Source organism: Streptomyces sp. SP17BM10, from assembly GCF_036322405.1.
Classification (GTDB): domain Bacteria; phylum Actinomycetota; class Actinomycetes; order Streptomycetales; family Streptomycetaceae; genus Kitasatospora.
The window spans coordinates 1-345 of the sequence record NZ_JAQYXB010000545.1 but is presented as its reverse complement, the minus strand read 5'-3'; the positions used below and the strand labels follow the sequence as shown (position 1 = coordinate 345).

The 345-nt window shown below is 71.6% G+C and carries 1 pseudogene; it reads right to left on the bottom strand.

Annotated elements, in window-relative coordinates:
- Nucleotides 1-178: 178 nt before the first annotated feature.
- Nucleotides 179-345: pseudogene (locus tag PUR71_RS14140) on the bottom strand (AMP-binding protein); the annotation flags it as partial.

Here is a 345-nt window from a genome sequence, read left to right as displayed (position 1 = left end):
GCTCGGTCGACATCGTCATCGCCCAACTCGCGGGCCTCAAGGCGGGGGCGGCATACCTGCCCATCGACCCCCACAACCCCCACGACCGCCTCCCCTACAAGCTCGCAGACGCACCCCCCGCCCTCGGCCACCGCGGTCTACCCTCGACTGGCCCCCCTTGCCCTTCTCCTCGGTCGTCCGACGGGACGCGTTCGGCGGGGAGGGCGGGGCGTGCGTCGTCGAGCATGTAGGTGATGCGGTCGGTGGGGTAGTCGGGGTCGATGGGCAGGTAAGCCGCCCCCGCCTTGAGGACCGCGAGTTGGGCGATGACGATGTCGACCGAGCGCGGCAGCAGCAGCGCGACGG